The 24,410-nt window shown below is 64.1% G+C and carries 26 protein-coding genes and 1 tRNA gene; 14 read left to right on the top strand and 13 right to left on the bottom strand.

The window, feature by feature from the left end; genetic code table 11:
- Positions 1-314: 314 nt before the first annotated feature.
- Positions 315-390, bottom strand: a tRNA-Ala gene (locus EN824_RS24115).
- 148 nt (positions 391-538) lie between these two features.
- Between EN824_RS24115 and EN824_RS24110 the strand changes: the two genes are divergently transcribed.
- Positions 539-832, top strand: coding sequence for a YggT family protein (locus EN824_RS24110; protein ID WP_015315112.1), 294 nt, complete (start codon positions 539-541; stop codon positions 830-832).
- Between the two features lie 7 nt (positions 833-839).
- Positions 840-1,163: a DUF167 domain-containing protein gene (locus EN824_RS24105; RefSeq protein WP_135929958.1), complete on the top strand. Its 324-nt coding sequence runs from the start codon at positions 840-842 to the stop codon at positions 1,161-1,163.
- 3 nt (positions 1,164-1,166) lie between these two features.
- Here the strand turns inward: EN824_RS24105 and EN824_RS24100 are convergent, their stop codons facing one another.
- The 3 genes from EN824_RS24100 to EN824_RS24090 are packed head-to-tail and all read right to left on the bottom strand — an operon-like array spanning position 1,167 to position 3,908.
- On the bottom strand, positions 1,167-2,048 hold the full coding sequence (locus tag EN824_RS24100; RefSeq protein ID WP_127277082.1) for a MurR/RpiR family transcriptional regulator: 882 nt from the start codon (positions 2,046-2,048) through the stop codon (positions 1,167-1,169).
- A 16-nt stretch (positions 2,049-2,064) separates the two neighbouring features.
- Positions 2,065-3,135 (bottom strand): ABC transporter ATP-binding protein, encoded by a 1,071-nt coding sequence (locus tag EN824_RS24095; protein ID WP_135863333.1) that lies wholly within the window; start codon positions 3,133-3,135, stop codon positions 2,065-2,067.
- A 2-nt stretch (positions 3,136-3,137) separates the two neighbouring features.
- Positions 3,138-3,908 carry an SDR family oxidoreductase gene (locus tag EN824_RS24090; protein ID WP_135883248.1) on the bottom strand — a complete coding sequence of 257 codons (771 nt, stop codon included), beginning with the start codon at positions 3,906-3,908 and terminating at the stop codon, positions 3,138-3,140.
- 181 nt (positions 3,909-4,089) lie between these two features.
- Here EN824_RS24090 and EN824_RS24085 point away from each other — a divergent pair, with 181 nt between their 5' ends.
- From EN824_RS24085 to EN824_RS24065, 4 genes are all read left to right on the top strand, one after another.
- Positions 4,090-5,316 carry a sugar ABC transporter substrate-binding protein gene (locus tag EN824_RS24085; RefSeq protein ID WP_127277076.1) on the top strand — a complete coding sequence of 409 codons (1,227 nt, stop codon included), beginning with the start codon at positions 4,090-4,092 and terminating at the stop codon, positions 5,314-5,316.
- A gap of 384 nt (positions 5,317-5,700) precedes the next feature.
- Complete coding sequence (locus EN824_RS24075) at positions 5,701-6,570, top strand: sugar ABC transporter permease (protein WP_127277074.1); 870 nt, start codon at positions 5,701-5,703, stop codon at positions 6,568-6,570.
- Complete coding sequence (locus EN824_RS24070) at positions 6,567-7,391, top strand: carbohydrate ABC transporter permease (RefSeq protein WP_127277072.1); 825 nt, start codon at positions 6,567-6,569, stop codon at positions 7,389-7,391. The genes EN824_RS24075 and EN824_RS24070 overlap by 4 nt, the downstream gene beginning before the upstream one ends.
- 78 nt (positions 7,392-7,469) lie before the next feature.
- Positions 7,470-8,945 (top strand): M81 family metallopeptidase, encoded by a 1,476-nt coding sequence (locus EN824_RS24065; RefSeq protein ID WP_127277070.1) that lies wholly within the window; start codon positions 7,470-7,472, stop codon positions 8,943-8,945.
- A 166-nt stretch (positions 8,946-9,111) separates the two neighbouring features.
- On the opposite strand, the gene EN824_RS24060 is transcribed toward EN824_RS24065, so the two are convergent.
- From EN824_RS24060 to EN824_RS24035, 6 genes are all read right to left on the bottom strand, one after another.
- Positions 9,112-11,166, bottom strand: a complete 2,055-nt coding sequence (locus EN824_RS24060) for a M3 family metallopeptidase (protein WP_127277068.1) — start codon at positions 11,164-11,166, stop codon at positions 9,112-9,114.
- Between the two features lie 89 nt (positions 11,167-11,255).
- Entirely contained in the window at positions 11,256-11,690 is a 435-nt protein-coding gene (locus EN824_RS24055; RefSeq protein WP_127277066.1) for a nuclear transport factor 2 family protein, read from the bottom strand.
- The gene (locus tag EN824_RS24050) at positions 11,687-12,331 is read right to left on the bottom strand and encodes a carbonic anhydrase (protein ID WP_127872892.1); all 645 of its coding nucleotides are present in this window, start codon (positions 12,329-12,331) and stop codon (positions 11,687-11,689) included. Before EN824_RS24050 ends, EN824_RS24055 begins: the two co-directional genes overlap by 4 nt.
- Positions 12,332-12,538: 207 nt before the next feature.
- The gene (locus EN824_RS24045) at positions 12,539-13,330 is read right to left on the bottom strand and encodes a DUF429 domain-containing protein (protein ID WP_135932762.1); all 792 of its coding nucleotides are present in this window, start codon (positions 13,328-13,330) and stop codon (positions 12,539-12,541) included.
- On the bottom strand, positions 13,327-14,211 hold the full coding sequence (gene pdxY / locus EN824_RS24040) for a pyridoxal kinase PdxY (protein ID WP_135883251.1): 885 nt from the start codon (positions 14,209-14,211) through the stop codon (positions 13,327-13,329). The genes EN824_RS24045 and pdxY overlap by 4 nt, the downstream gene beginning before the upstream one ends.
- A 13-nt stretch (positions 14,212-14,224) precedes the next feature.
- Positions 14,225-14,476: a hypothetical protein gene (locus tag EN824_RS24035; RefSeq protein WP_135932761.1), complete on the bottom strand. Its 252-nt coding sequence runs from the start codon at positions 14,474-14,476 to the stop codon at positions 14,225-14,227.
- Positions 14,477-14,640: 164 nt separating this feature from the next.
- On the opposite strand from EN824_RS24035, the gene EN824_RS24030 reads away from it, so the two are divergent.
- The 6 genes from EN824_RS24030 (at position 14,641) to ppa (ending at position 19,219) form a co-directional block, all read left to right on the top strand.
- Positions 14,641-15,279, top strand: a complete 639-nt coding sequence (locus tag EN824_RS24030; RefSeq protein WP_127280912.1) for a LemA family protein — start codon at positions 14,641-14,643, stop codon at positions 15,277-15,279.
- 277 nt (positions 15,280-15,556) lie between these two features.
- A complete protein-coding gene (locus EN824_RS24020) occupies positions 15,557-16,294 on the top strand; it encodes a YgcG family protein (protein ID WP_335930843.1) in 738 nt (245 codons plus the stop codon).
- 27 nt (positions 16,295-16,321) lie between these two features.
- On the top strand, positions 16,322-17,191 hold the full coding sequence (locus EN824_RS24015) for a YgcG family protein (protein ID WP_245521008.1): 870 nt from the start codon (positions 16,322-16,324) through the stop codon (positions 17,189-17,191).
- Between the two features lie 9 nt (positions 17,192-17,200).
- Positions 17,201-17,839, top strand: a complete 639-nt coding sequence (locus tag EN824_RS24010) for a TPM domain-containing protein (protein WP_135932760.1) — start codon at positions 17,201-17,203, stop codon at positions 17,837-17,839.
- Positions 17,840-17,989: 150 nt separating this feature from the next.
- The gene (locus EN824_RS24005) at positions 17,990-18,496 is read left to right on the top strand and encodes a GNAT family N-acetyltransferase (protein ID WP_127278725.1); all 507 of its coding nucleotides are present in this window, start codon (positions 17,990-17,992) and stop codon (positions 18,494-18,496) included.
- A 189-nt stretch (positions 18,497-18,685) separates the two neighbouring features.
- A complete protein-coding gene (gene ppa / locus EN824_RS24000) occupies positions 18,686-19,219 on the top strand; it encodes an inorganic diphosphatase (RefSeq protein ID WP_127278724.1) in 534 nt (177 codons plus the stop codon).
- A gap of 9 nt (positions 19,220-19,228) precedes the next feature.
- Here the strand turns inward: ppa and EN824_RS23995 are convergent, their stop codons facing one another.
- Both EN824_RS23995 and EN824_RS23990 read right to left on the bottom strand, forming a co-directional pair.
- Positions 19,229-19,822, bottom strand: a complete 594-nt coding sequence (locus EN824_RS23995) for a hypothetical protein (protein ID WP_135932759.1) — start codon at positions 19,820-19,822, stop codon at positions 19,229-19,231.
- A gap of 44 nt (positions 19,823-19,866) precedes the next feature.
- On the bottom strand, positions 19,867-20,484 hold the full coding sequence (locus EN824_RS23990; protein WP_127278722.1) for a TetR/AcrR family transcriptional regulator: 618 nt from the start codon (positions 20,482-20,484) through the stop codon (positions 19,867-19,869).
- 74 nt (positions 20,485-20,558) lie between these two features.
- Here EN824_RS23990 and EN824_RS23985 point away from each other — a divergent pair, with 74 nt between their 5' ends.
- On the top strand, positions 20,559-21,842 hold the full coding sequence (locus tag EN824_RS23985) for an MFS transporter (protein WP_189522217.1): 1,284 nt from the start codon (positions 20,559-20,561) through the stop codon (positions 21,840-21,842).
- 219 nt (positions 21,843-22,061) lie between these two features.
- Here EN824_RS23985 and EN824_RS23980 read toward each other — a convergent pair whose 3' ends face one another.
- Complete coding sequence (locus EN824_RS23980; RefSeq protein ID WP_245464393.1) at positions 22,062-22,343, bottom strand: hypothetical protein; 282 nt, start codon at positions 22,341-22,343, stop codon at positions 22,062-22,064.
- A 197-nt stretch (positions 22,344-22,540) separates the two neighbouring features.
- Here EN824_RS23980 and typA point away from each other — a divergent pair, with 197 nt between their 5' ends.
- Positions 22,541-24,370: a translational GTPase TypA gene (gene typA / locus EN824_RS23975; protein ID WP_027145159.1), complete on the top strand. Its 1,830-nt coding sequence runs from the start codon at positions 22,541-22,543 to the stop codon at positions 24,368-24,370.
- The last annotated feature ends 40 nt before the right edge of the window (positions 24,371-24,410 follow it).

The following is a 24,410-nucleotide window of genomic DNA, read 5'->3' as shown; positions in this document are numbered from 1 at the left end:
GCTTCCGCGGGCGGCTTCTTCATTTCGACTCGGAATCCGTATAGCGCCTTCGGTCGCCCCCGCCGAAACGCCTTGTCACAACACACAGAAAAACTGATTTGAGAACGCCAGTCTAATGGGGCGGCTTCCAAAAAAAATAGCGCCGATCGGAAACCGGCCATCGCCATAAGTCCAATTGACAACCATTTCGCCTTGGAAAGGCGAAGTCGCTTCTGGCCATTTTTGGGGGCATTCTCGCCGGGTGATGCATCGCGATGTATCGGATGATGCTTGGGCGTTACCGCGCGGGAAAGGCGGACAATCGATTATTCCGCTGGTGGAGCTGAGGAGGATCGAACTCCTGACCTCGTCATTGCGAACGACGCGCTCTCCCAGCTGAGCTACAGCCCCGTCCAGCGGATGGCGCATTTATCGGGCGACGCGGTTTCCTGTCAAGGCGGCGCTTCACCAAAAACCCGCCCGCCGGTCGCGTGGCTGAACCCTGCCCTTGCCGGTTCGGCGCGTAGTGGCTACATGTCGGCAACAATTGGAGACCGGCATGCTCGCCCTCATTCAAACCATCGTCATGGCGCTCGACCTCTATTGGTGGGTCATCATCGCTTCGGCGATCTTTTCCTGGCTCTATGCCTTCAACGTCGTCAACTCGCGCAATCAGTTCGTCGGCAGCATCGGCAACATGCTCTACAGGTTGACCGAGCCGGCGCTGCGGCCGATCCGCCGCTTCATGCCCGACCTTGGCGGCATCGACATCTCGCCGATCATCCTGCTTTTGATCCTGTTCTTCCTCAGGCAGTTCATTCTCACCACGGTGGCGCCGCTGTTGCTGGCCTGACGATCGCATGAGCGCGCCGTACCGCATTCGCGAGAACGGCGTCGATCTGTTCGTTCGGCTGACACCGAAGTCTTCCGTGGACCGGCTGGAAGGCGTCGAAACATCGGCGGACGGACGAAGCCATTTGAAGGCGCGGGTCCGCGCCGTGCCGGAAAATGGCGCCGCCAATCAAGCGCTGGAGAAGCTGGTCGCCAAGGCGCTGGGCGTGCCGGCATCTTCGGTTTCGGTCGTTGCCGGCGGCACGGCCCGTCTCAAGACGCTGCGCATTTCAGGCGAACCGGCGGCGCTGGCAAGAAGTGTCGATGCGCTCTGCCGTCTATCCTCTACCTGAAGTTCAATCCCCCAGCGGCAAACGCGGATCGTCGACCTTCAGCGTGTTCACGCTCTGCTTGATGCGGCGCAGGTTCTCCAGCACCTTCGGGCCGCGCGTCTCGGCGACCGATGTCACGATCATGTCGACGATCGCCAGCAGCGCGTAGCGCGACGATGTCGGCTTGTAGATGTTGCCGTCCTCGAGCGGCTGCAGGTGGATGACCGTGTCGGCGACCTTGGCCAGCGCGGAGTCGGGCGCGGTGACGGCCACCGTGGCGGCGCCATATTGCTGGGCGACCTGCACCGCCTCGATGACCGAGCGCGCATAGCCGGAGACCGAGAAGGCGACGACGGTGGTGTCCGGCGTGGCAACGGCGGCGTACATGCGCTGCAACTGGCCGTCGATCTGCGCCAGGACCGGCAGGCCCAGCCTGAAGAGCCGGTTCTGCATCTCGGTCGCCATCATCGAGGAAATGCCACCCGAACCGATGCACAGAACATTGCCTGACGCCGCGAGGCGCGCGGCGACGTCGACCAGTGTCGTCATGTCGAGGTTTTCGCTGACGCGCTGGATGGAGGCGATCGCGGCTTCGGTGATGGCCGATGCGATGCGCTGTTCGCGGGCATCGCGGCTCAGCGGCTCCGGCGACAGATACTGGCCGCCGATGGCAATGGCCTGCGCCAGATAGAACTTGAAGTCGCGCAGGCCCTCGCAGCCGAGGTTGCGGCAGAAACGGGTGACTGTCGGCTCACTGACGCCGACGCGCGCGGCAATTTCCGAGATTGCTGCCTTGGAGGCGAAGTCGAGATCGGACAGAACGAGGCTTGCCAGCCGGCGATCCGACTTGGTGCCGTCCTGCGACATCAGTTGCAGCCGCGTGATGATGTCGGCCGGCGTCTTCATATTCGAGTTTCCGTCGTCATCTCAGCGGCAGGCCCGTCGCCGTGTCGAACAGATGGATGTTGCCGGGGGCGACCGAGACCGGCAGCAGGTCGCCAGGCCGGACCGGCACCCGGTCGCGGAACACGGCGCGCACAGTGTCGGCGCCAATGGTGCCGTAGACATGGGTTTCGGAACCGGTCGGCTCGACGACATCAACCTTGAGCGCCATGGCATCAGTGGCCTCGCCGACGATGAAATGTTCGGGCCGGATGCCGGCCTCCACGGCACTGCCTGCCGGCACCGGTTTGCCGGCGAGCGCAAGCCGTCCGCCGCCGGTCGACTCGAACCAGGTTCTCTCGGGCGTCGTCTTGAGCGCCCCGGAAACAAAGCTCATCGACGGCGAGCCGAGGAAGCCGGCGACGAACTTGTTGGACGGCCTGTCATAGAGCTCCAGCGGCGCTCCGACCTGCTGGATCCTGCCGCGATCCATCACCACGATGCGGTCGGCCATGGTCATGGCCTCGATCTGGTCGTGGGTGACGTAGACGATGGTCGATTTCAGCCGCTGGTGCAGTGCCTTGATCTCGGTGCGCATCTGCACGCGCAGCTGCGCGTCGAGATTGCTGAGCGGCTCATCGAACAGGAAGACGGAGGGTTCACGCACGATGGCGCGGCCCATGGCGACGCGCTGGCGCTGGCCGCCGGAGAGCTGGCGGGGATAACGGTCGAGGTAGGAGAACAGGTTGAGGACGCCGGACGCCTTCTTGACCTTCTGGTCGATGGCGGTGCGGTCCTCGCCCCGGATCTTCGGACCGAAGCCGATATTGTCCGAGGCCTTGAGGTGAGGAAATAGCGCATAGGACTGGAACACCATGGCGATGTTGCGCTGCTGTGGCGGCAGGTCGTTGGCGCGTGTGCCGCCGATCAAGAGGTCGCCGGAACTGATGGTCTCCAGGCCCGCCAGCATGCGCAGCAAGGTCGACTTGCCGCAGCCGGACGGACCGACCAGCACCACGAATTCGCCGCTCGTGATGTCGAGGCTGATGTTCTCGAGTATCTTGTGCTGGCCGAAGGATTTCGACAGGTTGCGAAACTCGACGTCGGTCATGGTCACGCTCCCAATATGTCGTCGATGAACGGCAGGCAGCCGGCGGTCAATCCCGCGTCCACGGGCATCACCACGCCTGTTACGCCCGAGGCCCGGTCGGAGGCAAGGAAAGCCACCGCTTCGGCCACTTCCGAGGCGTTGACGATGCGGCCGAGCGGATAGAGCCGCTGCAGCTTGCCGATTATGTCGGGGTTCTTGGCGAGGCGATGGTCCCAGGCGGCGGTGCGGATCGATCCGGGGCAGACCACATTGGCGCGCACGCCGCTGCGGCCGAGCTCGACGGCGATCGATTTGGCATAGGCGTTGATGCCGGCCTTGGCAGCGGCATAGGCGGGGTTGCCGAAATGCGCGATGGCGTTGACGGACGAAATGAAGACGACGCTGCCCGAACCGCGCGCGGCCATCGCCTTGGCAATGGGATCGGCGAAAATCATCACGCCGGTCAGGTTGAGGTCGAGTTCATGCTCGATCCTGTCCGCCGTCAGCGCATCGAGCGTCTCGGCGCGCGTCCAGCCGGCATTGTTGATCACAATGTCGGGGACGCCGTCCTTTTCGAGCACTGCGGCGACCGCGGCTTCGACCGAGGCCCGGTCGAGAAGATCGAAGACATGACGCGAGGCAAGGTGCGGGCTCGCCAGCGCCTCCTCGGACTGGTCGCAGCCGACCACCCGTGCGCCCCTGCCGGCCAGCAGTGCGGCGATCGCGGAGCCAAGGCCGCCACCGGCGCCGGTGATGACGACCGTCCTGCCTTCGAATTCGGCTCTCGAAACCACGGCGCTTGCTCCTCCGGCAGGTCAGGCAGATGCCGGCAGGCTAAAGAATGGAATGTAATTAAGCAACATCATAATCCGCTTGCATGCGGCAAATTCATCGATAATGTAGGAAAGTCACATAAATCTTGTGTCAGCACCGGCACAGGGAGCGCAAAAGCGTGGACCAAATGGGAGAGATCAGATGAACCTTGCGAAATGGACTGCCGGCCTGATGGCCGGAATGGGCATTCTGGCCTTCGCGGCGCAGGCAGAAGCTGGCGAAGTGCGGGTTACCGTCGCCGAATACAGCGCCAAGACCGGCCCCTACTTCGAAGAGGTCAAGAAAGAGTTCGAGGCGAAGAATCCCGGGATCACCGTCAAGTTCGAGGTGGTGCCCTGGGATGTGCTCCTGCAGAAGCTGACCACCGACATCACCGCCGGCACCAATGCTGATCTCTCCATCATCGGCACGCGCTGGCTGATCGACTTCGTCCAGCAGGATGTCGCCGAGCCGCTCGACAGCTATATCACGCCCGAATTCAAGGGCCGCTTCATCGACACCTTCCTGTCGCCCTCGATCATGGGCGGCAAGACCTATGGGTTGCCGATCGCCGCTTCGGCGCGCGCCATGTATTACAACAAGGAGCTGTTCGAGAAGGCCGGCATCGCCAAGCCGCCGGCAACCTGGACCGAACTGCAGGAGGATGCCCGCAAGATCAAGGCGCAGGGTGCCTTCGGTTTCGGCCTGCAGGGCAAGGAGATCGAGACCGACGTCTACTACTACTACGCCATGTGGTCGCAGGGCACCGAGATCCTCAACAAGGACGGCACGTCGGGCCTCGGCACGCCGGGCGCGCTCGAAGCCGCCAAGCTCTACAAGTCGATGATCGACGAGGGGCTGACGGAGCCCGGCGTCACCTCCAACAACCGTGAGGACGTGCAGAACCTGTTCAAGCAGGGCAAGGTCGGCATGATGATCACCGCGCCCTTCCTGTCCAACCAGATCAAGGATGAGGCGCCGAGCCTCAAATACGGCGTGGCCGCCATTCCGGCCGGGCCGACCGGCGCGCGCGGCACCTATGGCGTCACCGATTCCATGATCATGTTCAAGAACTCCAAGAACAAGGATGAGGCCTGGAAGCTGATGGACTTCCTGTTCACCACGGAGCAGCGCGCCAAGTTCACGCAAGGCGAAGGCTTCCTCCCGGTGAACAAGGAAGAGGCCAAGATGGACTATTACGTCAACAACGCCGATCTCGCCGCCTTTACCGCGCTGCTGCCGGATGCCCGTTTCGCGCCGATCATCCCGGGCTGGGAAGAAGTCGCCCAGATCACCTCGGACGCCATGCAGAAGATCTATCTCGGCGGCGACCCCGAGGCAGGCTTGAAGGAGGCGGCAGTCAAGGCCAATGCGGTGCTGAAGAAATAGGGCCGTGTTCAAGAAATAGGGCGTATCTCCCTGCGCCCGTGGCGCGCCCCCGACTCAGGCGGGGCGCGCCACACTTCTAGAAGTGTTCGGCTGCTCTCCAATGTCAGCGCCGCCCCTCATTGCCCTGCCGGGCATTTCTCCCCGTATAGTGACGGGGAGAAAGGGCTGGTCGCAATCTCGGCGCCCTTCTTGGACGCTGGTGACTGGCGAAAGCGGTGACGAAAGCACCCCCTCTCCCCGTCACTATACGGGGAGAGGATGCCGGCAGGCAGGTGAGGGGCGGCGCCGACGGCGGGAAAGAGTTCGAAACCGGGCGCCTGGGAAGAACAGGTCTGTTGGCCAACCAGCGCTACTGATGCCTCGCAAAGCGGTACAAACCAGCCGATGCAAAATCGCTTCCTGCCCTATCTCCTGACCCTGCCCAGCCTGTTCCTGGCTGCGGTGGTCATTTTCTGGCCGGTCTGGGACCTGATCCAGATCGCGACGCACGACGTCAATCGGTTTGGCCAGTTGCGGGAGTTCAGCGGCCTGACCAATTTCGCCGCGCTCACCGCCGATCCCGATTTCATCGCGGCCCTCTGGCGTACCGGGCTGTGGACGGTGCTGGTGGTCGGCGGCGCGCTGCTGGTCTCGATCCCGGTGGCGATGATCCTCAACACCGATTTCTATGGCCGTGGCCTTGCGCGCGTCATCATCATGCTGCCCTGGGCGGTGTCGTTGACCATGACGGCGGTGGTCTGGCGCTGGGCGCTGAGCGGCGAAAGCGGCATGCTGAATTCGGCGCTGATCGGGCTCGGCCTGATCGACCACAACATCCAATGGCTGGCACAGGCCGGCACGGCCTTTCCGATGCAGGTGCTGATCGGCATATTGGTGACGGTGCCGTTCACCACGACGATCTTCCTCGGCGGCCTGTCGTCGATCCCGGATGATCTCTACGAGGCGGCCGCCTTGGAGGGGGCAACGCCGCTGCAGCAGTTCCGCGAGATCACCTTTCCGCTGCTGAAACCGTTCATCAACATCGCCATCGTGCTCAACACGATCTACGTCTTCAATTCCTTCCCGATCATCTGGGTGATGACGCAGGGCGGGCCGGCCAATTCGACCGACATCCTGGTGACCCACCTCTACAAGCTCGCCTTCCGCATCGGCAAGCTGGGCGAGGCGTCGGCGGTGTCGCTGGTGATGTTCGCCATATTGCTGGTCTTCACCATGATCTATGTGCGCCTCGCCATGCGGGAGCAGCGCGCATGAGCAGCAAACTGAAGCGTACCGCCATCGCGTGGCTGCTGCTGGCGCCTTTGATCGTGGTGACGATCTTCCCCTTCGCGGTGATGTTCCTGACCGCGGTGAAGCCACGGACCGAAGTGCTGACACCCACCTGGTGGCCGAGCGAGTTCCGCTGGTCGAATTTTTCCGACATGTGGGTGGCGACCGGCTTCGGCCAGGCGCTGGCCAATTCGCTCTACGTCTCGGTGATCGCTACCGTCGGCGCCATCTTGATCTCGGTGCCCGCGGCTTACGCGATGTCGCGCTTCCGCTTCGCCGGCTACGGCGCCTTCCGCCAGTTCCTGCTGATCTCGCAGATGATCTCACCGATCGTGCTGGTGCTCGGCCTGTTCCGGCTGATGGCCGCCTGGGGGCTGGTCGAGAGCACCACGGCGCTCGGCTTCATCTACATGGCCTTCAACGTCGCCTTCACCGTGTGGATGCTGCAGAGCTATTTCGACACCATTCCGCGTGACCTCGAGGAGGCGGCCTGGATGGAAGGGGCCGGGCGCTGGCTGACCTTGCGAAAAGTGTTCCTGCCGCTTTGCCTGCCGGCGATCGCGGTGACGGCGATCTTCACCTTCATCAACGCCTGGAACGAGTTCGTCGTGGCGCTGACCATGCTGCGCAGCCAGGAGAGCTACACGCTGCCGATCCAGGTGTTCTCGCTGGTCGCTGGCCGCTACACGATCGAATGGCATCACGTCATGGCGGCGACGCTGTTGGCCACCTTGCCGGTGGCGATTCTGTTCATTTGGCTGCAGCGTTATCTCGTCCGGGGGCTGGCGCTCGGGGCGGTCAAATAGCATTCCAGCAATTCAGGAAAAGTTCCCAGCGGTTTTCCGCGCGGAATTGCGAAAAAACAAGAAGTCCACGGAGCTTTCATGCGTATCTTCACCGCCTCGCTGGCGACGGAAACCAACACCTTCTCGCCGGTGCCGACAGACCGGGCCTCGTTCGAGATGGCTTTCTATGCCGGTCCGGGCAAGCATCCGGAAACGCCGACGCTGTGCTCTTCGCCGATCGTGGCGCTGCGCCGCCGCGCGGCCGCGGAAGGTCTCACCGTGATCGAAGGCACCGCGACCTGGGCCGAGCCCGGCGGTCTCGTGCAGCGGCAGACCTATGAGGCGCTGCGCGACGAAATACTTGGCCAGCTCAAGGCCGCCTTGCCGGTCGATGCCGTCATGCTGGGCCTGCATGGCGCCATGGTGGCGCAAGGCTATGACGACTGCGAGGGCGATCTGCTGGAGCGCGTGCGCGGCATCGTCGGGCCTGGCGTGGTGATCGCCTGCGAGTTCGATCCGCACAGCCATCTGACGCCCAAGCGCGTGGCGGCGTCCGACATCATGGCCTATTTCCTCGAATTCCCGCACACCGATTTCTACGAGCGCGGCGAACACGTCGTCGAACTCGGGCTTGCCGCGGCGCGTGGCGAGATCAAGCCTGTCATCTCGACCTTCGACTGCCGCATGATCCAGGTGCTGCCGACCAGCCGCGAGCCGATGCGCTCCTTCGTCGACCGCATCAAGGCGCTGCACGGCAAGGACGGCGTTCTGTCGGTCTCCGTCATCCACGGCTTCATGGCCGCCGACGTGCCGGAAATGGGCACGCGCATCCTCGTCGTCACCGACAATGACAAGGCCAGGGGCGACGCGCTGGCGGAACAACTCGGACGCGAGCTCTATTCCATGCGCGAAAAGACAGCGATGACGATGTTTGATGCCGCCGACGGCATCGACCGGGCGCTGGCCGTACGTGCCGGGAATCCCGGCAAGCCCGTGGTCATCGCCGACGTCTGGGACAATCCCGGCGGCGGCGTTCCCGGCGACGGCACCTTCGTGCTGCGCCAGATGCTGGCGCGCGGCCTCGACAAGCTTGGCGTGGCGACGATCTGGGATCCGATAGCGGTGACCTTCTGCCTGGCAGCCGGCGAGGGCGCTGTCATAGACCTGCGTTTCGGCGGCAAGGCCGGGCCTCAAGCGGGTGAGCCGATCGACGCGCGCGTCAAGGTGCTGAAGGCTGTCAGCGAAAGCTGGCAGAGTTTCGGGCCGAGCCGCGTGACATTGGGACCGTCAGCGGTGGTGCGCATCGAAGGCACCGAGGTCGACGTGATCCTCAACACCAATCGCACGCAGACTTTCGAGCCGGACATTTTCTCCAACATCGGCGTCGATCCGCTGGCCAAGGACATGCTGCTGATCAAGTCGACCAACCACTTTTATGCCGGCTTCGAACCGATCGGCGCCGAGATCATCTATGTCTCGGCGCCGAGTTCCTATCCGAGCAATCCTGCGGTGACCGATTACAGGAAGCTGACACGGCCGGTGTGGCCGAGGGTGAAGGATCCGTGGAAGGTGTGACGCTGCCGATCTCCCCCCTTGAGGGGGAGATGTCGCCAAAGGCGACAGAGGGGGTCGCCTCACGTGAAGCGCCAACCTTCATCCGCAGGAGGCCGCGTCCGGTCGGACCGACCCCCTCTGGCCGCTTCGCGGCCATCTCCCCCTCAAGGGGGGAGATTAGCTGGCGCTACACCAGCCCCCGCTTGACCATCATCGCATCTGCCGTAGGCATCTTGCCGCGAAACGCCGTGTAGAGCTCTTCGGGATCCTTCGAGCCGCCGGCGGCGTAGATGTTCTTCCTCAGCCGCTCGGCAAGCGCCGGGTTGAAGGGGTCTCCGGTCTCCTCGAAGGCGGCGAAGGCATCGGCGTCGAGCACCTCCGACCACATGTAGGAATAATAGCCGGCCGAGTAACCGTCGCCCGAGAAGACGTGGCCGAAATGCGGGGTGCGATGGCGCATCGCGATCGTGTCGGGCATGTCGAGCTTTTCCAATGTTTCGCCCTCGAAACGAAGCGGCTGTTCCGGCGCGTCGGGCCGTGCATGGTAGGCCATGTCGATCAAGGCGGAGGCGGTGAACTCGACAGTGGCGAAGCCGGCGCCGAAAGTGCGCGCGGCCAGCATCTTGTCGAGCAGCGCCTTGGGCATCGGCTTGCCGGTCTTGACATGAAGCGCGTGCTTTTCCAGCACCGCCGGCACCGTCAACCAGTGCTCGTAGAGCTGCGAGGGAAGTTCGACGAAGTCGCGGCTGACCGAGGTTCCGGAAACCGATGGCCAGGTGACGTCGGTCAGCATGCCATGCAGCGCATGGCCGAATTCGTGGAACAAGGTCTTCGCCTCGTCGACCGACAGCAGGGCCGGCTCGCCCGCCGGCGGCTTGGCGAAGTTCATGACGTTGTAGATCACCGGCTTCGCGCCGTGGCCGAGCTTATACCCGGACTTCAGCGCGCTCATCCAGGCGCCGGAGCGTTTCGAGGGTCGGGCGAAATAGTCGGCCAGGAACAGGCCGCGCTCGCTGCCGTCGGCGTTTTTCACCACGAAGACACGCGCGTCCGGGTGCCAGGCGGCAATACCCTTCTTCTCCTCGAACGTGATGCCGAACAGCCGCGTCGCCACGTCGAAGCAGGCGTCGATGACGCGATCGAGCTGCAGATAGGGTTTCAGCTCCGCCTCATCGAAAGCGAACTTTTCCGCGCGCAGCTTCTCCTGATAGAAGCGCCAGTCCCAGGCGGCGAATTTCTCGTTGCTGCCGGCTTCGGCCGCCAGCCGCTCCAGTTCTTTCTGGTCGGCGGCGGCCCTTTCCACCGCCTTTTCCCAGACCGGGTCGAGCAGCGCATGCACCGCCTTCGGTGTCTTGGCCATGGTGTCGTCGAGCTTGAGCGCGGCGAAGGAGGCATAGCCGAGCAGCTTCGCCTTCTCGGCCCGCAGCTTCAGCATGTCGCGCACCACGGTCGTGTTGTCGGACGCACCGCCGTTCTGGCCGCGCATGGTGAAGGCGCGAAAGACGATCTCGCGCAGGTCGCGGCGCTCGGAGAAGGTGGTGAACGGCTCGTAGATCGAGCGCGACAGTGTGACGGCGTAGCGGCCCTTCTGACCACGTATCTCGGCGGCCTCGGCCATCGAGCTTTTTACGAAGTTCGGCAGGCCGGCAAGGTCGGCCTCGTCGAGGAACAGCGCCCAGTCGCGCTCGTCGGCAAGCACGTTCTGACCGAAAGTCGTGCCGAGCGACGACAGCTCCTCGCTGATTTTCGCCAACCGCTTCTTGCCGTCGGCATCGAGCTTGGCGCCGGAACGGACGAAGCCTTTCCAGGTCTTCTCCAGGACGCGCAGCGTCTCGGGATCGAGCTTCAGGCTCTCGCGGCGTTGGTAGAGGTCGTCGATGCGGGCAAACAATTTTTCGTTCATCGAGATCGCCGAGAAGTGCCTCGACATCTTCGGCGAAATGTCGCGCTCCAGCGCCTGGATCGTCTCGTTGGTGTAGGCGCCGGCACGGCACCAGAAGATCGACGAGACGTGATCGAGCGCCTCGCCGCCCAGTTCCAGCGCGGCAAGCGTGTTGTCGATGGTCGGCGCATCCTTGTTGGTGGCGATCGCGTCGATCTCGGCCTCATGCGCCTTCAGCGCGGCGTCGAAGACAGGGGAGAAATCACCGTCGCCAATATGGGCAAAATCGGGCAGGCCGAGCGGTCCTCGCCACGCGGTCAACGGATGGGCGGCGAGATCGACGGCTTTCGGAGAGGGCATGGAGGGTCTTTCGCTGGCATCAGAAGGAGGGTGTCACCGATGTAGGGCGTGGCCCGCGGGCCCGCAATATGCCAGTTGGCCGATCCGCCTCAGTAGCCCTCGCAGTTTTCGGCGATCGCGGCTTGCGAGCTGGCGGTGATGCGGTTGTTGTTCACCGCGAAGGTTTCCTGCATCAGCATGTCATTGTCGGGGAAATCGTAGCAGGCGATCACGGTGGTGACCCCGCCCTCGCTCTTCTCGATGCGGTGCCGGATAGCAGCACCGGCAACCGCGCCTTTCCATTCGTCGAGCGAAGCGATGAATTCCTGCTTGCTCTGGACGACGCCGAGGTCGTCGAGCTTGATGCGGACGTCGTCGGCGAGCAGGTCTGACAGATCGGTGCGATCGGCGACCAGCAGCGCCGAATACCAGCGGCTGATGATGGCGCGGTCATCGGCGCGAGCGGCAACGATCGCTATCAGCAGCGCGGCCGCCGCGAAAACGACCGGCCGGACGCTCATCGCCTGCCGCGCCGTACCGGTCATTCCAGCACCGGGCGCTCGAAATCGCCGGTTTCCTTGTTCATCACCCAGAGCTCGCCGGTCGAAATGTCGAACCAGGCTCCGTGCAGCGACAGCCGCCCCTTGCCCTCGAGGATCGAGACGCAGGGAAAGGTCCTGAGGTTGGCGAGGGAATAGCGAATCGAGATGCGCTCGAGTGCCGTCTGGCGCTCCGTCGCCGTCATGAAGGTGCTGGCCGACACCGTCTCGGCGGCGGGCGCGATCAGGCTCATCCACTTGCCGATGAAGTCGCCGGGAGACAGCGGCGCGGCGTTGCTGTCGAGCGCGGCGCGGATACCGCCGCAGCGGCCGTGGCCCATGACGACGATGTTCTTGACCTTGAGACTCTGCACCGCGAATTCGAGCGCCGCCGAAGTCGAATGGAACTCGCCGTCCGGCTCGTAAGGCGGCACCAGGTTGCCGACATTGCGCAGCACGAAGAGCTCGCCGGGGCCGGCGTCGAAGATCGCCTCGGGCGCGGATCGCGAGTCACAACAGGCGACGATCATGGTCTCGGGCGCCTGGCCTTCGCGGGCGAGCTCGCGATAGCGGCCGCTCTCGGTGAGGTAGCGGCCGTTCATGAAATTGCGGTAGCCGGCGAGGAGGTGTTCGGGAAGATGAGGCATGGGCGGCTAAGGCCTTTCCGGGTTGGAGGCGGCAGCTCTGCTATTTTGTTTACGCATCGTGCTTTCCGAAAGCCGATTCCGGCTTTCGGGCCGATACGTTGCGGTCGAGGAAAGGCTCTAACGGCAAAAGCCCGCTACGAGCAATGCAGAATTGTAGGGGCTGGCCATAAATGCCATGCGCCAAAAGCGTGACGCCCGCCGACATTGTCATGCCCAGATGGCGACCGGTATGCCAAAACCGTCAGCGAGCGGCGGGTCGGGAAACGGTTTTGCTTTGCCGCTGGCGATGCGGCCGGCGATCAGCGCCATCGCCGCCGCATCGAGGAAATCGTCGGCGGCCGCACCACGTGGCGGCGGCTGGTCGAGGAAATCCATTTCATAGCCATGCCGGCAAAGCAGTGCCTTGCGCTCCGCCATGCCGGCCGGGTTGACACTGCCCTTGATCTTCTTCGGCAACAGCATGGCCTGGTCGCCATTCAGGCGGCAGAAGGCGACTTCCGGATGCGATTCGAAGACGCGGCCGCGCAGTTCGGGCTGCGCGATCAGCAACGCGTCTATTTCACGGATCTTGGAGAAGATGCCGAAGGTCTGGATGGAAACGCCGCGCGGTGGATCGGATGTGGTCCTGGCCACCTCGCTTGCGCTGCGATGCGCGGCGTACCAGGCTTCGATCGTGGTGAAGCCGCAGGTGTCGGCATAGAGCGCGGCGCGGGACGGGATCGAAAAGACGCTGGACTGGCGCGCGCCGAGCAGCGGCCGCACCAGCGCTTCCGGTCCGCGCCCGCCATTTTGCGAAAATTCCGGCAAGCCGATCGGCATGTCGACGGCGACGATCGCGTCATCGGGGATCGCCGCCAGCAGGGCGGCGAAGGTGGGGAAGACATCGACCGAAGGCGCGGGGCTGGCGTCACGAGGTGTCGAACCGGGTTCGTGCAGCACGGCGATCCAGCCGGCCTTGCAGCCATCGGCGCCGACGAGCACGATTTCGGCGGGGGTCACGCCCGGCGGTCCCGCCCCGGATGCGTCAGGTGGCGAAGCTGGACCATGGCCATCGGGTGCGACAGGCTCTGCGCATCGGTTTCGAGCTGCAATTCGTCGCCGCCGCGCTTGGCCGTGCGCGCCAGGATCTCGTAGACCGCCGCCGTGGTCGACTGCAGCGCCTTGATCGCCGGCTGGCCGGACAAGATGCGCGCCAGGTAGACGGCGGCCGTCAGGTCGCCCAGGCCGTTCGGCGGCTTGTCGATCAGGCGGTGTTCGGCGAGCAACGCCTGGGTGCCGTCGAGCAGCAAATTGCCGGTGCCGCCTGAAATCATCGACGGTGCCGAGGTGACCAGCATGGTCGACGGTCCGGCATGGAGCGCCGCCGAGATCACCGATTTCAGGTCGGGCAGCGGCGCGCCGGCCATCCATTCCAGCTCATAGCGGTTGGGGGTGGCGATGTCGGCGATCGGCATCAGGCGGTCGCGCATGGCGGCGGCGGTGAGCTCGGGCACATAGAGGCCGCCGGAATCACCCATCACCGGATCGCAGATATAGACGGCGTCAGGCGTCCTGGCCTTGACCGCGGCGACCAGCGAGGCGACCGCCTCGGCCTGGCCGGCCTCGCCGAGGTAACCGGAGAGCACGGCGCCGACTTCACCCAGCCACGGCGCGCGCTCCAGATCGGCCATCAGCGCCTTGAACTGGTCGAGCGGCGGCACGATGCGGGTGGCGCGGCCATGTCCGGGATGCCAGGGCAGGATGATTGTCGGCACCGCCCACACCGGAAAGCCCAAGGTCTCCAGCGCGAAGACGGCGGCGCGGTTGCCGACGGAGCCACGGGCGACATGGCTGGAAATGACGATGACCGCGCGCGGCGCGTCGGCTTTTTCGGCGCTCATTGTTTCTTGATTCCTAGCTGCCCCGGGTGAGGAAAAGCACGAGCCAGACCATCAGGCCCAGCGCCAGAAGCAGTCCGAGTATCCGGCCAACGCGCGTGCCCCAGACTTCGATCGGATCCGTGCGATCGGCGTCGGCCGCGGAGACGTGGTCGCGCATGCCTTTCGTCGTCCGTGCCACGAAAGAGTTGCCGGCCGGATCGGTCTCCTGCGCGACGCGCTGGAGGATACGGTGCGATTCGCTGTCGCTGTTCTGGCGCTGCGCCATGATGATGTCCCGTTCTGATCGGATCTTATCGCGTTCGCGGACCCAATCACAGGGCCTTGCGCGGGCCCGATTCACGCAGAGCCTGCTCCAGAGGTCGAGGCCGTTTTCTTGCGCGCCGATTGTGGTAATGCTTCGCCTGCAACTTCTATCGAGGGAACCCCATCATGCTTGCCCAGCGCCTTGCTCGACCATCGACATTCCGCACGCTGCCCGCCTTCCTGATGATGGCAATCGTGCTGCCGCTGCTTGCTGGCTGTGGCTACAACACCATCCCGACAGCGGAAGAAAACGCCAGGGCGGCATGGAGCGAGGTGTTGAATCAGTATCAACGCCGCGCCGATCTCATTCCCAATCTGGTCGAGACGGTCAAAGGCTATGCTTCGCATGAAAAGGACACGCTCGACGCGGTGGTCGAGGCGCGCGCCAAGGCGACGCAGATCACGGTGACGCCGGAAACGCTGAAGGATCCGGAAGCGCTCAAGAAGTTCCAGGATGCCCAGGCAGGGCTGACCAGCGCGCTGTCGCGGCTGATCGCGGTGTCGGAGGCCTATCCCGACCTCAAGGCCAACCAGAATTTCCTGGCGCTGCAGGCACAGCTCGAAGGCACCGAGAACCGCATCGCGGTGGCGCGGCGCGACTACATCCAGGCCGTCAGGGACTACAATCTGACGCTGAAGACCTTCCCGTCGGTGCTGTGGGCGACCTTCTGGTTCCGTGGCAACGAGCCGTTCGCCAACTTCACCGTCGACGAAGACAAGATGCAGCCGCCGAAGGTCGATTTCGGCACGAAGCAGGGCGGGTGAACGGGCCATTGTTTCGCGGGGCCTGAAAGCATTGCGTTCCGTGGCGCCCCCCTCTGTCCTGCCGGACATCTCCCCCACGAGTGGGGAGATCACATGTCGCGTTGGCTTTCGCCAATCTCCAACGCCTAAAAGGGAGAGCCGGCGGTCAAGCCGCCAATCTCCCCCCTCGTGGGGGAGATGTCCGGCAGGACAGAGAGGGGCGCCTCGCGCGTACCTCACTCTTCTTGGGTTTCTTCTCGGTTTCCTCCTCCTACCCCTAAGCGCCTTCGCCGCCGATCTGCCGGCGCTCACCGGCCGCGTGGTCGACAATGCCGGCATCATCGATGCCGGCACACGTGCCGCGCTGACCCAAAAACTCGCCGCCTTCGAAACCAAGGGCTCGGACCAGATCGTCGTCGCCACCATCCCCAGCCTCGACGGCGAGGAGATCGAACCCTACGCCAACCGGCTGTTCCGCTTCTGGAAGCTCGGCCAGGCCAAGGAGAACAACGGCGTCCTGCTCCTGGTCGCGCCGAACGATCGCAAGATGCGCATCGAGGTCGGCTATGGGCTCGAAGGCACGCTGACCGACCTGCACACCAAGCTGATCATCGAAAACGACATGGTGCCGGCGTTCCGTGCCGGCGATTTCCCGGGCGGTATCTCCAAGGCCGTCGACGACATGATCATGGTGTTGGAGGGCAATCCGGAGGAGTTGGAGGCGCGCGGCAAGCGCAACGAGCAGGCGCCGTTCAATGCCGACGACCTGTTCTTCGCCGTCTTCATCAGCATCTGGGCGATCATTTTCTTCGGCAGCATCGCGGCCTCGGTCCTGCCGCCGATCTTCGGCCAGAAGCTCGGGCCCGGACGCTATCGCTGGCTGGGCATGACCTTCGAACCGCACCGGCGGTCCTCATCGGGGGGCGGCTGGTCGTCCGGAAGCTCCGGCGGCGGCTGGTCTTCGGGTGGCGGGGGTGGCGGCTTTTCGGGCGGCGGCGGTTCGTCCGGCGGCGGCGGCTCCTCGGGAAGCTGGTAGGCCATGGTAAGAGCCGCCGTCCCATCGATGCCCGGCCGATGCGCCACGGGATTGCGCCTGGCCTTAATCACACTGGCGTCCCTGCTGCTTGCCTCGATCGCCGCCGTGGCCGCCGATCTTCCGGCTCTCACCGGCCGCGTGGTCGACAATGCCGGCATTATCGATGCCGCGACCAAGGCCGCGCTGACGCAGAAGCTGGCGGACTTCGAAACCAAGGGCTCGGATCAGATCGTCGTCGCCACCATCCCCAGTCTCGACGGCGAGGAGATCGAACCCTACGCCAACCGGCTGTTCCGCTTCTGGAAGCTCGGCCAGGCCAAGGAGAACAACGGCGTCCTGCTCCTGGTCGCGCCAAACGACCGCAAGATGCGCATCGAGGTCGGCTATGGGCTCGAAGGCACGCTGACCGATCTGCATACCAAGCTGATCATCGAGAACGACATGGTGCCGGCGTTCCGTGCCGGCGATTTCTCCGGCGGCATCTCCAAGGCCGTCGACGACATGGTCATGGTGCTGGAAGGCAATCCCGAGGAACTGGAGGCGCGCGGCCGCCGCAATCCCGCCGACAGCAGCACTTCCATGGACCCGATCGTCGCCGTGTTCCTGATCCTGTGGGCGACGATGTTCTTCGGTGGCCTGGCAATGGCATTCCTGCCGCCGATGTTCGGCACGAAGCTGTCGCCGGGCGTGTATAGATGGCTGGGGATGACGTTTCGCTATGGCCAGGGAGCGGGCGGATCCACGGGCAGCAGCGGCTGGACGACGGGGTCGTCGGGCGGCGGCTGGTCCTCGGGCAGTTCCGGCGGCGGGTGGTCCTCGGGGTCAAGCAGCGGCGGCGGCGGGTTTTCGGGCGGCGGCGGCTCGTCCGGCGGTGGCGGTTCTTCAGGAAGCTGGTGAGACAAGATCATGGCAACACGACCGATCAGCCCGCAGGATCATGAGCGCATCGCCGCTGCGATCCGTGCCGCCGAAGCGCAAACCGATGGCGAGATATATTGCGTCGTGGCGCATGCCAGCGACGGTTATTTCGCCCCCGCCGCGCTGATGGCGACCCTCGGCATGCTGATCGTCAGCCTTGCCGTCGCCTATGGGCTGGAAGCCTGGTGGCTCACCATCCGCCTGCCGCATTTCGTCATTGCCGAGTTGCTGGCGCTGGCCTGCGTGCTGGCCCTGCTGTGGACGCTGCCCGGCCTGCGCATCCACATGGTGCCACGCCGGCTGCGCTATCAGGCAGCGCACGCCAATGCGGTCAAACAGTTTCTCGCCCGCAACGTTCACCGCACCACGGCGCGCACCGGCGTGCTGATCTTCGTCTCGATCGCCGAGCGCTACGCCGAGGTGGTGGCCGATTCAGGCATCGACGCCAAGGTCGGCCAACAAGTCTGGGACGGAGTGGTGCGTGACCTGACCGCCCATGCCGGGGACAACCGGCTCGCCGACGGCTTCGTCAAGGCGATCGAGCAGGTGGGGGCGGTGCTGGCCGAGCATTTCCCTGTTACGCCGGGCGATACCAACGAACTGGACGACCATCTGGTCGAAATCTGAGTCTGCCGGCAGACGCCACCCTGCCGATCCGGCCCATTTCGGGACGGGGCTTATCCAATTTCGGCAATGTCAGGATCGGATGTAGAAAGCGGTTGGCGGGCCGCCCCGGACTCTTGCAATCGGCCGATGCGGGTTTATGGTTAACAAATCATGAATACGCTGACGATCGATATTCGGAAGGCAGACCCGCGCGATGCCGGCGCCATTGCCGAGGTGCACCTGGAAGCCTGGCGCGGCGCCTATAGCGGCATCATCCCGCACCGCACGCTGACGTCGATGATCAACCGCCGGGGAACCGACTGGTGGGCGAATGCCATACGCCGCGCGGCGACCGTGCTGGTCGTCGAGATCGGCGGCACGATTGCCGGCTATGCGACGATCGGCAAGAACCGCGCCAAGGAGCTCAAGCAGCAAGGCGAGATCTACGAATTGTACCTGCGCCCGGAATATCAGGGCATCGGGCTGGGCAGGCGGCTGTTTTCAGCGGCCAGGGCGCGGCTTGCCGACCATGGGCTGAAGGGCATGGTGGTGTGGGCGCTGGAAGACAACCAGAACGCACTCGCCTTCTACGCAGGTGCCGGCGGCCGCGACATCGCCGAAGGGGTCGAGATTTTCGAGCAGAAGGCGCTGAAGAAGGTCGCCTTCGTCTGGGAGTGACTGCCGGGCACGATCGCGGAAGGCGAAGTCCCGGGCTCACGTAAATCACGACGCTGAAACATCTTGTGCCGATGATTGAACGCGCCGAACGCCATCGCGTCCCGCCGGATGCATGTAAGCACCATTCGCCGCATTGCACCATTTTGCGCCGCCCGCTATCTCCTGCCAATCGAGAGAGGGACAAAAGCCATGCGCATCGAAGCCATAGCCACTGGAAAGAATCCGCCTGAGGACGTCAACGTCATCATCGAGGTGCCGATCGGCGGCGAGCCGATCAAGTACGAGATGGACAAGGAGGCCGGCACGCTGTTCGTCGACCGCTTCCTGCACACCTCGATGCGCTACCCCGGCAATTACGGCTTCGTGCCGCACACGCTGTCGGGCGACGGCGACCCGATCGACGTGCTGGTTTGCAACACGCGTGCGCTGGTGCCGGGCTGCGTCATCAATGTGCGGCCGATCGGCGTGCTGATCATGGAAGACAATGCCGGCCAGGACGAGAAGATCATCGCGGTGCCGTCACCGAAGCTCACACTGCGCTACGAGAACATCACCGAATACACGCAGCTGCCCGACATCACGCGCCAGCAGGTGCAACACTTCTTCGAGCACTACAAGGATCTCGAGCCCGGCAAATGGGTCAAGATCGAAGGCTGGCACGATTCCAAATACGCCAAGAGGATGATCATCGACGCGGTTGCACGGGCAAAGGCGAGCAAGTAGCTCGAGCGGTCAGTTATCAACCCGGCCGAAAGCCGGCACGTCGCCGATCACCACGCGCTTGTCCTTGCCGCAGGCGAAGCCTTTCGCCTTCTCGTCGGCGATCTTGCGCGCCTGGTCGTTGGCGGTGGGGTTGCCGGTGGCCAGCACCAGGCCGACGGTGCAGCCGTCACGGGCGTCCATCTGGGCGACCTTGGCGACGAGCAGCACCTCGGTCTTCCTGGTCTCGTCCTCGGGATTGCTGATCGAGCGGCGGTGGATGACCGCGAATGGCACCGCCTTGTCGCCATTGGTTTCGATGCGCCACTCGACCTTGGCCCCGGACGAATTGAAGGCCGAAAAACTTTCCCAGACGGACGTCATGTCGCCGCCGGGCGGAAAACCGTAGAACAGCGATTCGCGGGCGTCGTCATATCCGATCAGCACGGAATAGCCGCGATAGCCGGAGCAGGCGAGGTCGGCCCAATCGCCGTCGCCCTGCTCGGCCTGCGCATAGGTCACGCAGTCCTTCTTCCAGTCGAGGTCGGTGTAGGCGCTGGATATCTCGCCGGCTTGTGCCGCCTGGCAGAGGCCGGCGAGGATGAGCGGGATCAACAGGCTGCGCATCGCGGGGATCTCCGTTGGCGGTCGTCCCAGCGTATCGCCAATCGCTATTTCTTCAAGCTCGCCTCGATCAGCAGGTCGGCGTTGCGGGCGACCGACTGTGCCGGTCCGCCGAGGCCGAACAGCTGGCCGCTGATATAGGCGCCTTCGATGAGCAGCAGCAGCCCGTCGCCCAGCGTGTCAGGGTCATGCGCGCCCATCGCAGCCGCCATGGCGCGCAGGCGGCGGCGCAATTCCTGCTTGTTGGCCTCGCTGACGACGCGGGCCGGATGGCTGTGGTCGGGATATTCGACCGCCGCATTGGTCATGCCGCAGCCGCGATAGTCCGCCACCTGCGTTCGCTTGCCGATGCGGGTCAGAAAAGCCTTGATCTGCGCACGAGGGTCACCGGGATTGGCGGCAACCGCCTCATCGAAACGCTCCCAGTATTCAAGATCGTATTGCCTGAGGTAGGAGGCGGCCAGTTCGTCCTTGGAGGGAAAGCTGCGATAGAGGCTCGGCTTGGTGACGCCGGCGCGCTTGACGATCTCGTCGACACCGATCGCCCTGATACCTCGCCGGTAGAACAGGTCATAGGCCACGTCGAGGATCTTCTTGGCGGCCTTGGGTGGCGCCGACGCATGACCGTCGCTGATGGTCAGTTCAATATTTTTGTCGCTTGGCATCATGGGACTCGATTGACAATGTTACCGATCGGTACGTATACATACTCCCACCTTGCAACGTACCGGTCAGTAACATGATAGCTCAATCCCGTCCGTTTGGCCAGCGCTACGCTTTCGTCGTGGTTGGCGTCATCTTCCTCTGCCTGCTGATCGCGGCCGGCCTGCGCTCCGCGCCGTCCGTCATGATGCTGCCGCTGGAAAACAGCTTCGGCTGGCGGCGCGACGTCATTTCATTGGCCGCAGGCGTAGGCATCCTGCTCTATGGGCTGACCGGTCCGTTCGCCGCGGCGCTGATGGAACGCATCGGGCTGCGCCGCACGCAGCTTGCGTCGCTGGTGGTGATGTCGGCTTCGACCGGGCTCAGCCTGCTGATGACCAAGCCCTGGCATCTGTTCATCACCTGGGGCGTTTTTTCCGGCATCGGATCTGGGGCCGTCGCCAGTGTGCTGGGTGCCACCATCGTCAACCGCTGGTTCAAGACCAATCGCGGCCTTGTCATGGGGCTGATGTCGGCCTCCAGTGCCACCGGCATGCTGATTTTCCTGCCGCTGATCGCCTCGCTTGCGCAGGCAGGCGGCTGGCAGCCTGTCGTCATCGCCGTCGCGATCGCGACCGCGGCGTTGATCCCTCTGGTCTGGCTGCTGGTGCCGGAGCGCCCGGCCTCGATCGGCATGGTGCGTTATGGCGCAGAGGCGGATGATGTGCCGCCGACTTCGCCCGCGTCACAAGGCAACTTCCTGGCGCATACGCTCAACACGTTGCGCCGGGCCGCCGGCACGCGGGTGTTCTGGTACCTGTTCGCCACCTTCTTCGTCTGTGGCTTCACCACCAACGGTCTCGTCGGCACACATCTGATCGCGTTCTGCGGCGACATGGGCATCGGCGAGGTGCAAGCGGCCGGCCTGTTGTCGATGATGGGCATTTTCGACCTGATCGGCACGACGCTGTCAGGATGGCTCACCGACCGTTACGACCCGCGCAAGCTGCTTGGCGTCTACTACGCGGTGCGTGGTCTCTCGCTCATCTACCTGCCCTATTCCGGCTTCTCGGCGACCAGCCTGATCATCTTCGCGGTGCTCTATGGTCTCGACTGGATCGCCACCGTGCCGCCGACGCTGCGGCTCGCCAACGAAGCCTTCGGCGACCGTAGCGGGCCGATCGTGTTCGGCTGGATCGTCGCCGGTCACCAGGTGGGTGCCGCCACCGCCGCTGCCTTCGGCGGTACGATGCGCGAACTGCAGGGCAATTACGAACTGGCGTTCCTGATTGCCGGCATGACGGCGATCGCCGCCGCCTGTATTTCGCTCCTGATCAACACCAGCCGGCCGGCTTTCGATCCGGAACCGCAGCCGGCTTGAGGCGGCCGGCGATTTTGGCGATCTCCCCACTTGTGGGGGGATGCCCGGCAGGTCAAAGGGGGGCGCTGTCCCGCCGACCTTTCTGACCCAATTGCAAGAGTATGCCGACGCCAGGTTCTTGGTGATCGAGAAATTAACTCAAGGGTGGCGCTTCCCCTCTGTCCTGCCGGACATTCCCCCACGAGGAGATCGGCAGCGGCGCGGGCAGCGCAAGGCATCTCAATCCGGATAGCAGACCATCGGAATGTTGGGCCAAACCGCCGCATCACAATTGGCGCTGGCCTGTCTCTGCTTGAAGGCGGCGCTGACCGGGCCGGTCACCACCGGGTCGACGCCATCGGGTGCGTCGGCAAAGGCCTGTTGCGCGGAAGGCGCGTCAGCCGGTAGGACAGCACGCGCTTCCTTCAGCGTCGCGGCCGATTGCGCGGCATTGGCCGCCAGCAGGACGGCAAAGGCGGCGGACGCGATCAGCGGCCAAAATCGGTTGAGTTTATCGGTCATGACGTTCGAACTGTCCGGGCCCTCAAAGGTTCCCGCCTTGGTTAACAAAATCATTTCACACGCAGATGCTTAAGATTTGATGAGTATTTGGTGTCGCGCTTCCCCTTTCGCAACTGCGAAAAACCCTGTATGAGCCGCGCAACCGAAAGAGGCAGCGCCTTTGGCCTGCTGCCTGCAACGCTTCCGAGACCAGAATCATGAACCTCCGTAATATCGCGATCATCGCGCACGTCGACCATGGAAAGACCACCCTGGTCGACCAGCTTTTGAAGCAATCCGGGTCTTTCCGAGACAACCAGCGCGTCGCCGAGCGCGCCATGGATTCCAACGACCTCGAAAAGGAACGCGGCATCACCATCCTGGCCAAGGCGACCTCGGTCGACTGGAAGGACACCCGCATCAACATCGTCGACACCCCCGGCCACGCCGATTTCGGCGGTGAGGTCGAGCGCATCCTCTCGATGGTGGATTCGGCCATCGTGCTGGTCGACGCCGCCGAAGGGCCGATGCCGCAGACCAAGTTCGTCGTCGGCAAGGCGCTGAAGGTCGGTTTGAAGCCGATCGTCGTCATCAACAAGATCGACCGTCCCGACGCCCGCCATGTCGAGGTGGTCAACGAGGTGTTCGACCTGTTCGCCGCGCTCGATGCCACCGACGAGCAGCTCGACTTCCCGATCCTCTATGGTTCGGGCCGCGACGGCTGGGTGTCGGAAAATCCCGAAGGCCCGAAGGACCAGCAGCTTGCGCCGCTGTTCGACCTCGTCATCAAGCATGTCCCGGCGCCGACCGTTCATCCCGGCCCGTTCCGCATGATCGGCACCATCCTGGAAGCCAACCCGTTCCTCGGCCGCATCATCACCGGCCGCATCGAGAGCGGCACGCTGAAGTCGAACCAGGCGGTCAAGGTGCTGCACAATGATGGCACCCAGATCGAAACCGGCCGCATTTCGAAGATCCTTGCTTTCCGGGGCCTCGAGCGCCAGCCGATCGAAGAGGCGCAGGCAGGTGACATCGTTGCCATTGCCGGCCTGTCCAAGGGGACCGTCGCCGACACGTTCTGCGACCTGGCGGTGACCGAGGCGCTGCATGCGCAGCCGATCGACCCGCCGACCGTGACCATGTCCTTCCTCGTCAACGACAGCCCGCTCGCCGGCACCGAAGGCGACAAGGTGACCAGCCGCGTCATCCGCGACCGGCTGCTGCGCGAGGCCGAAGGCAATGTCGCGCTGAAGATCGAGGAATCGCCCGACAAGGATTCGTTCTTCGTCTCCGGACGTGGCGAATTGCAGCTCGCCGTGCTGATCGAGACCATGCGCCGCGAAGGCTTCGAAATCGCCGTGTCGCGTCCGCGCGTCGTCATGCAGAAGGGCGAGAACGGCGAATTGCTGGAGCCGGTCGAGGAAGTCGTCATCGACGTCGACGAGGAGCATGCCGGCGTCGTCGTGCAGAAGATGTCGGAGCGCAAGGCCGAAATGGTCGAGCTGCGGCCCTCGGGCGGCAACCGCCAGCGCATCGTCTTCCACGCGCCGACGCGCGGCCTGATCGGTTACCAGTCGGAATTGTTGACCGACACGCGCGGCACCGCCGTGATGAACCGGCTGTTCCATGCCTACGAGCCCTACAAGGGCGAATTGCCCGGCCGCACCAACGGCGTGCTGATCTCCAACGAGCAGGGCGAGTCGGTCGCCTACGCCATGTGGAACCTGGAAGACCGTGGCCCGATGGTCATCGATCCGGGCGTCAAGGTCTATCAGGGCATGATCATCGGCATCCACAGTAGGGACAACGACCTCGAAGTGAACGTGCTGAAGGGCAAGAAGCTGACTAACATCCGCGCCGCCGGCAAGGATGAAGCGGTCAAGCTCACCCCGCCGATCCGCATGACGCTGGAGCGCGCGCTGGCCTGGATCCAGGACGACGAGCTGGTCGAGGTGACGCCGAAGACTATTCGCCTGCGCAAGCTCTATCTCGACCCGAACGAGCGCAAGCGCTTCGAGAAGTCGTCGAAGGCGGTCGGCGCGGCGTAATTTTCCATTTTACGGAACTGACGGAAGGGGCGAGGCACAT

The sequence above is a fragment of the Mesorhizobium sp. M8A.F.Ca.ET.181.01.1.1 genome (assembly GCF_004792025.1).
Lineage (GTDB): Bacteria > Pseudomonadota > Alphaproteobacteria > Rhizobiales > Rhizobiaceae > Mesorhizobium.
The sequence above is the reverse complement of the archived record's forward strand: the minus strand, read 5'-3'. Positions and strand labels throughout refer to the sequence as shown.

Bases quoted from the DNA above. Each gene is read 5' to 3' on its own strand.
- EN824_RS24110 (WP_015315112.1), top strand. From the start codon at position 539: ATGCTCGCCCTCATTCAAACCATCGTCATGGCGCTCGACCTCTATTGG.
- EN824_RS24105 (WP_135929958.1), top strand. From the start codon at position 840: ATGAGCGCGCCGTACCGCATTCGCGAGAACGGCGTCGATCTGTTCGTT.
- EN824_RS24100 (WP_127277082.1), bottom strand. From the start codon at position 2,048: ATGAAGACGCCGGCCGACATCATCACGCGGCTGCAACTGATGTCGCAG.
- EN824_RS24095 (WP_135863333.1), bottom strand. From the start codon at position 3,135: ATGACCGACGTCGAGTTTCGCAACCTGTCGAAATCCTTCGGCCAGCAC.
- EN824_RS24085 (WP_127277076.1), top strand. From the start codon at position 4,090: ATGAACCTTGCGAAATGGACTGCCGGCCTGATGGCCGGAATGGGCATT.
- EN824_RS24075 (WP_127277074.1), top strand. From the start codon at position 5,701: ATGCAAAATCGCTTCCTGCCCTATCTCCTGACCCTGCCCAGCCTGTTC.
- EN824_RS24070 (WP_127277072.1), top strand. From the start codon at position 6,567: ATGAGCAGCAAACTGAAGCGTACCGCCATCGCGTGGCTGCTGCTGGCG.
- EN824_RS24065 (WP_127277070.1), top strand. From the start codon at position 7,470: ATGCGTATCTTCACCGCCTCGCTGGCGACGGAAACCAACACCTTCTCG.
- EN824_RS24060 (WP_127277068.1), bottom strand. From the start codon at position 11,166: ATGCCCTCTCCGAAAGCCGTCGATCTCGCCGCCCATCCGTTGACCGCG.
- EN824_RS24055 (WP_127277066.1), bottom strand. From the start codon at position 11,690: ATGACCGGTACGGCGCGGCAGGCGATGAGCGTCCGGCCGGTCGTTTTC.
- EN824_RS24050 (WP_127872892.1), bottom strand. From the start codon at position 12,331: ATGCCTCATCTTCCCGAACACCTCCTCGCCGGCTACCGCAATTTCATG.
- pdxY (WP_135883251.1), bottom strand. From the start codon at position 14,211: ATGAGCGCCGAAAAAGCCGACGCGCCGCGCGCGGTCATCGTCATTTCC.
- EN824_RS24035 (WP_135932761.1), bottom strand. From the start codon at position 14,476: ATGGCGCAGCGCCAGAACAGCGACAGCGAATCGCACCGTATCCTCCAG.
- EN824_RS24030 (WP_127280912.1), top strand. From the start codon at position 14,641: ATGCTTGCCCAGCGCCTTGCTCGACCATCGACATTCCGCACGCTGCCC.
- EN824_RS24015 (WP_245521008.1), top strand. From the start codon at position 16,322: ATGCCCGGCCGATGCGCCACGGGATTGCGCCTGGCCTTAATCACACTG.
- EN824_RS24010 (WP_135932760.1), top strand. From the start codon at position 17,201: ATGGCAACACGACCGATCAGCCCGCAGGATCATGAGCGCATCGCCGCT.
- EN824_RS24005 (WP_127278725.1), top strand. From the start codon at position 17,990: ATGAATACGCTGACGATCGATATTCGGAAGGCAGACCCGCGCGATGCC.
- ppa (WP_127278724.1), top strand. From the start codon at position 18,686: ATGCGCATCGAAGCCATAGCCACTGGAAAGAATCCGCCTGAGGACGTC.
- EN824_RS23995 (WP_135932759.1), bottom strand. From the start codon at position 19,822: ATGCGCAGCCTGTTGATCCCGCTCATCCTCGCCGGCCTCTGCCAGGCG.
- EN824_RS23990 (WP_127278722.1), bottom strand. From the start codon at position 20,484: ATGCCAAGCGACAAAAATATTGAACTGACCATCAGCGACGGTCATGCG.
- EN824_RS23985 (WP_189522217.1), top strand. From the start codon at position 20,559: ATGATAGCTCAATCCCGTCCGTTTGGCCAGCGCTACGCTTTCGTCGTG.
- EN824_RS23980 (WP_245464393.1), bottom strand. From the start codon at position 22,343: ATGACCGATAAACTCAACCGATTTTGGCCGCTGATCGCGTCCGCCGCC.
- typA (WP_027145159.1), top strand. From the start codon at position 22,541: ATGAACCTCCGTAATATCGCGATCATCGCGCACGTCGACCATGGAAAG.